Origin of the sequence: Gordonia sp. ALPHA1B1 (assembly GCF_005502615.1) — a bacterium.
In the GTDB taxonomy this organism is placed as follows: domain Bacteria; phylum Actinomycetota; class Actinomycetes; order Mycobacteriales; family Mycobacteriaceae; genus Gordonia; species Gordonia hongkongensis.
Genome location: NZ_SCOC01000079.1, coordinates 1 through 4643, shown reverse-complemented (window position 1 = coordinate 4643; position 4643 = coordinate 1). Strand labels below are relative to the sequence as shown.

Below are 4643 nucleotides of genomic sequence, written 5' to 3'. Positions count from 1 at the left end.
AGAGGTGTATAGGCGACAGCGCCCAGCCCCCGGCCGCTCCCGCGGGTTACGGCCAGCAGCCGCCCACCCCCGCGGGCTACGGTCAGCAGCCGCCCGCGCCGCCGGTCTCGCTGTCGAAGATCACCCTCACGAAGTCGGCGCCGAGCATCTCGCTGAGCAAGCAGGGTGCGACCTCCGGTCAGGTGCGCGTCAATCTGAGCTGGACGTCGAACTCCAAGGGCGGCGGGCTCTTCCGCAAGGCGCAGGGTATCGACCTCGACCTCGCCTGCCTGTGGGAGTTCACCGACGGGAGCAAGGGCATCGTGCAGGCACTGGGCAACTCGTTCCGGGCGCCCCGTGACGGACAGCCGATCATCTATCTCGACGGCGACGACCGGTCGGGTTCCGGCGGCGAGAACATGTACATCGACCTCTCCGCGACCGACCGGATCCGCCGGATCCTGATCTTCGCCTACATCTACGAGGGCACCCCGAACTGGGCCGGTGCCAACGGCGTCGTCACCCTGTTCCCGGCCAACGGCCCGGAGATCGAGGTCCGGCTCGACGAGGCGGATCAGTCGGCGCTCTCGTGCGCGATCGCCTTGTTCGAGAACCGTGGTGGCGAGCTGGTTCTCAACCGCGAGGTGCGCTACATCCGCGGGGCACAGGACAAGGTCGACGAGGCGTACGGCTGGGGCATGAACTGGCGCGGAGCGCGCAAGTAGTGGCCGGCTCCTTCGTGCCCGACACCGCCCTGTCCGGCTTCGTCGCCGGCCTCGCCGACGGGTCGCTCCGCGTCGTCGATCTGACGACTCCGTTGAGTGCGGCGACGCCCGCGCTGCGACTGCCTGCCCCGTTCGCGAACCTGATCGACTTCAGTCTCGAAGAGGTCAGCGCCTACAACGAGCCGGGGCCGTACTGGCGGCACAACAACATCCACACCGGCGAGCACATCGGCACCCATCTCGACGCACCGATCCACTGGATCAGCGGACGCGACGGGGATGACGTCTCGCAGATCCCGGTGCAGCGGCTGATCGGCCCGGCGGCCGTCCTCGACCTGACCGACGAGGTCGCCGACGACCCGGATCATCTCCTGAGCGTCGCCGAGGTCGAGGCCTGGGAAGCCGAACACGGACGCCTCACCGCCGGCACCTGGTTGCTGTTGCGGACCGGCTGGGAGTCGCGGGGCGGCTCCGAAGCCGAGTTCCTCAACGCCGACGAGACCGGGTCGCACACCCCCGGGGTGTCGGTGGAGTGCGCGCAGTGGCTGGCCACCGCGCGCGAGATCACCGGCCTCGGAGTCGAGACCGTCGGTGTCGACGCAGGGCTGGCGGGCGGCTTCGATCCCGCCTTCCCCGTGCACTACCACTTCCTCGGCAACGACAAGTACGGGCTCACCTCCCTGCGCAACCTGGGCTCGCTCCCGCCGACCGGCGCGGTGATCGTCGTGAGCCCGTTGCCGATCGTCGGCGGCACCGGCAGTCCGTCGCGCGTGCTGGCGATCGTCGAGAGTTGATGGCGGCACCTGGCCGCTACGGTCCGACGGTCGCCGACGTGGCGGGCCGCGTTCTCGCCGATCTCGGCGTCGGCCATGCCTTCGGTGTGGTCGGCAGCGGAAACTTCGTGCTGACCAACGCCCTTCGGGCCGGCGGTGTCCCGTTCACGGCCGCCCGCCATGAGGGCGGCGCGGCCAGCATGGCCGACGCCTATGCCCGGATGTCGGGACGGGTGGGCGTGCTGTCGGTCCATCAGGGCTGTGGGCTCACCAACGCGATGACCGGCATCGCCGAGTCCGCCAAGAGCCGTGCGCCGATGATCGTGCTCACCGCCGATGCACCCGCGTCGGCGTTACGGTCGAACTTCCGGATCGACCAGGAGGCCCTCGCCGCGAGCGTCGGCGCCGTGAACGACCGTGTCTACGGGCCGACCACGGTGGTGGCGGATGTGATCCGCGCCTTCCGCACCGCGGTGACGCAGCGCCGGACCGTCGTGCTCCATGTCGCCGTCGACATCGCCGCCGCCGCAGCGGATTTCGAAGGACCTGTCGAGCTCTCCGCCGAACCGCCACGGCCGCGGCCCGAAGCCCGGTCGGCCACTCGCCTGGCCGAGTTGCTCCGTGCCGCCCGGCGTCCCGTGTTCGTCGCGGGCCGAGGGGCGCGCTCCGCCGGTCCCGAAATCGCGGCCCTGGCCGAGGCCGCCGGTGCGCTGGTGGCGACGTCGGCGGTCGCGAACGGCCTGTTCGCGGGAAACCCGTTCTCGTTGGGCATCTCCGGCGGCTTCTCCTCCCCCACCACCGCCGAGCTGATCGCCGACGCCGACCTCATCGTCGGATGGGGTTGCGCCCTGAACATGTGGACGATGCGGCACGGCCGACTCATCGGCACGGACACGACCGTGGTGCAGGTCGACGTCGACATCGACGCCATCGGCGCGCATCGCCCGATCGACCTCGGAGTCGTCGGCGACTGCGGCGCGACGGCGACGGATGTGCACACGATCCTCGCGGCCGATGGCGGCACCACCGGTTATCGCACCGAGGAAGTCAGGGAACGGATCTCGGTGTCATCGAGGTGGCAGGACGTCCCCGTCACCGGCGAGGTGACCGCCGGCCGGGTCGATCCGAGGGCACTGACGATCGCGCTCGACGAGATCTTGCCCGCCGACCGCGTCGTCTCCATCGACTCCGGCAACTTCATGGGTTATCCGTCGACGCATCTGTCCGTGCCAGACGAGTTCGGCTTCTGTTTCACTCAGGCCTTCCAGTCGATCGGGCTGGGCCTCGGGACGGCCATCGGCGCGGCGTTCGCGCGACCGGACAGGGTCCCGGTCCTCGGCACCGGCGACGGCGGATTCCTCATGGCCATAGCCGAATTGGAGACCGCCGTACGTCTGGCACTGCCGCTGGTCGTGATCGTCTACAACGACTCCGCCTACGGGGCCGAAGTGCACCACTTCGGCGACGCCGACATGACGACGGTGACGTTCCCCGAGGTCGACATCGCCGCGATCGCCCGTGGACACGGCGCGACGGGCGTGACGGTCACCGGCCTCGACGACCTCGACGAGGTACGGGACTGGGTCGCCTCGCTCTCTTCACCCCAACCGTCGGGTCCCCTCGTCATCGACGCCAAGATCACCGACGACGGCGGCGCCTGGTGGCTCGCGGAGGCCTTTGCCGGGCACTGACCCCGCCGGGATCGCCTCACACTGTGGAGTTGTCAAAGGTCGTGTGGCGTCGGGGTGTCGACGCCGGAGGGTCTGGTCTGCGCGGGGCCGGCAGCTATACGAGAGCGTCGTCGAGTCGCATGGTGCGCCGGTTGTAGGCGGGTCGGGGTAGGCGCCGCGGGTCGATGTCGGCGGGTGGGATGAGCCATGGGTGCCGGTCGGGCCCCATCACGACCTGCCAGCCGTGGTGATGGACCTGGGTATGACAGCGTTGACAAAGCAGGCACCCGTTGTCCAGATCGGTGGGGCCGCCATCGGCCCAGTGGACCAGATGGTGAACTTGCGTATGCGATGCTGGCGCACCGCATTTCACACAACACCGATCGCGCACGATGATCGCCTGCCGCAGGTGGTGCGGGAACAGTCGTTTCGTGGTGCCCATTTGTAGCGGCACCCCTTCGTCGTCGAGGACGATCTCGGCGACCCCGCCGTCACACGACAAACGCCGTGTCGTCGATTCTGACACCGCACCCATCCACGGCAGGCGTGCCGGGTCAACCCCATCGGCAGGAATGGTCACCAGCAGTTGGGTGCGTGGTGCTCCGGCGGTGGTCATCGCCGCGCCGATCGCGGCTTGATCCAACAGCAACTCCAGCGCATCGGCGCGTCGCTCGGCCGCACCTCGACGATCGGCAGCGCCGTCGGGTTCGGGACGCGGACAGGACCGTTCGTCGATCATGGACACGAACTTCTCTCCGATCACCGCGGTCACATCTCCGGCGATCGCGACCCGACCCTCCTCGGTGATGTGGGTGTGCACGGTGTTCAGCGATGCGTCATCGGCAGCCGGCACGGTGCTGGGGTCGGTGGCGGCGACCCGCTGGGCGATCCCGCGGGCGTGGTCGTCGATCTGGGCGGGGGTGGCGCCGGAGAATGCCTGCGCAAGCAACTCACTCTCATATCCGCTGCGCTCGTCGTCGGACAGCGTTGTGGCAGAAAGTTTGTCGATGAGCGCTAGTCCGCGGATCACCGCGTCGACACACTCGGCAGACAGATAACCCTCGGCAGCACAGTCGGCGACCTTCGGCACCGACTCCAGCCCGCCGGCGATGCGCACATAGCGGTGCGCGGCCGCGGGTGGCATGCCCATCTCGATCAGTGCGTTCCGTGTGGTCGACCCCGCCCGCGCTGCGGCACCCGTGACGTCGAAAAGTGCTGTGTGAAACGCGATCTGGTGATCGAGCACGTTGCGCAGCATCCGCAGCTCGTCGAGCCGCTCGTGCAGAGCACGGCCACTGCCGTCGTCGGGTGGTGACGGCAGTGAGATGAGGGTGTCGCGGAGTTCGGTGATCGAGGGCATGACACCAAGCTACTCGCAATCACGTGGATCTCCTGATCTGAAAGTGGGCGGTTTTCGGTCAGTTTCGATGTGGGAGTTCTGGGCATGCGCCGCCCCTGGTGAGGTTCGCCATCGCGATCAAAGCGTCGGGAGTGTG

Annotated in this window: 4 protein-coding genes; 3 read left to right on the top strand and 1 reads right to left on the bottom strand. The window is 68.6% G+C overall.

Annotated elements, in window-relative coordinates; translation table 11 throughout:
* Positions 1 to 8 precede the first annotated feature (8 nt).
* The 3 genes from FFS52_RS23405 to FFS52_RS23395 are packed head-to-tail and all read left to right on the top strand — an operon-like array spanning position 9 to position 3168.
* Complete coding sequence (locus FFS52_RS23405) at positions 9 to 704, top strand: tellurium resistance protein (protein ID WP_137811072.1); 696 nt, start codon at positions 9 to 11, stop codon at positions 702 to 704.
* Positions 705 to 718: 14 nt separating this feature from the next.
* Positions 719 to 1498, top strand: coding sequence for a cyclase family protein (locus tag FFS52_RS23400; protein WP_137811071.1), 780 nt, complete (start codon positions 719 to 721; stop codon positions 1496 to 1498).
* Positions 1498 to 3168, top strand: coding sequence for a thiamine pyrophosphate-binding protein (locus FFS52_RS23395; protein ID WP_137811070.1), 1671 nt, complete (start codon positions 1498 to 1500; stop codon positions 3166 to 3168). Before FFS52_RS23400 ends, FFS52_RS23395 begins: the two co-directional genes overlap by 1 nt.
* Before the next feature lie 94 nt (positions 3169 to 3262).
* Here the strand turns inward: FFS52_RS23395 and FFS52_RS23390 are convergent, their stop codons facing one another.
* On the bottom strand, positions 3263 to 4507 hold the full coding sequence (locus FFS52_RS23390) for an HNH endonuclease signature motif containing protein (RefSeq protein WP_137811069.1): 1245 nt from the start codon (positions 4505 to 4507) through the stop codon (positions 3263 to 3265).
* Between the last annotated feature and the right edge of the window lie 136 nt (positions 4508 to 4643).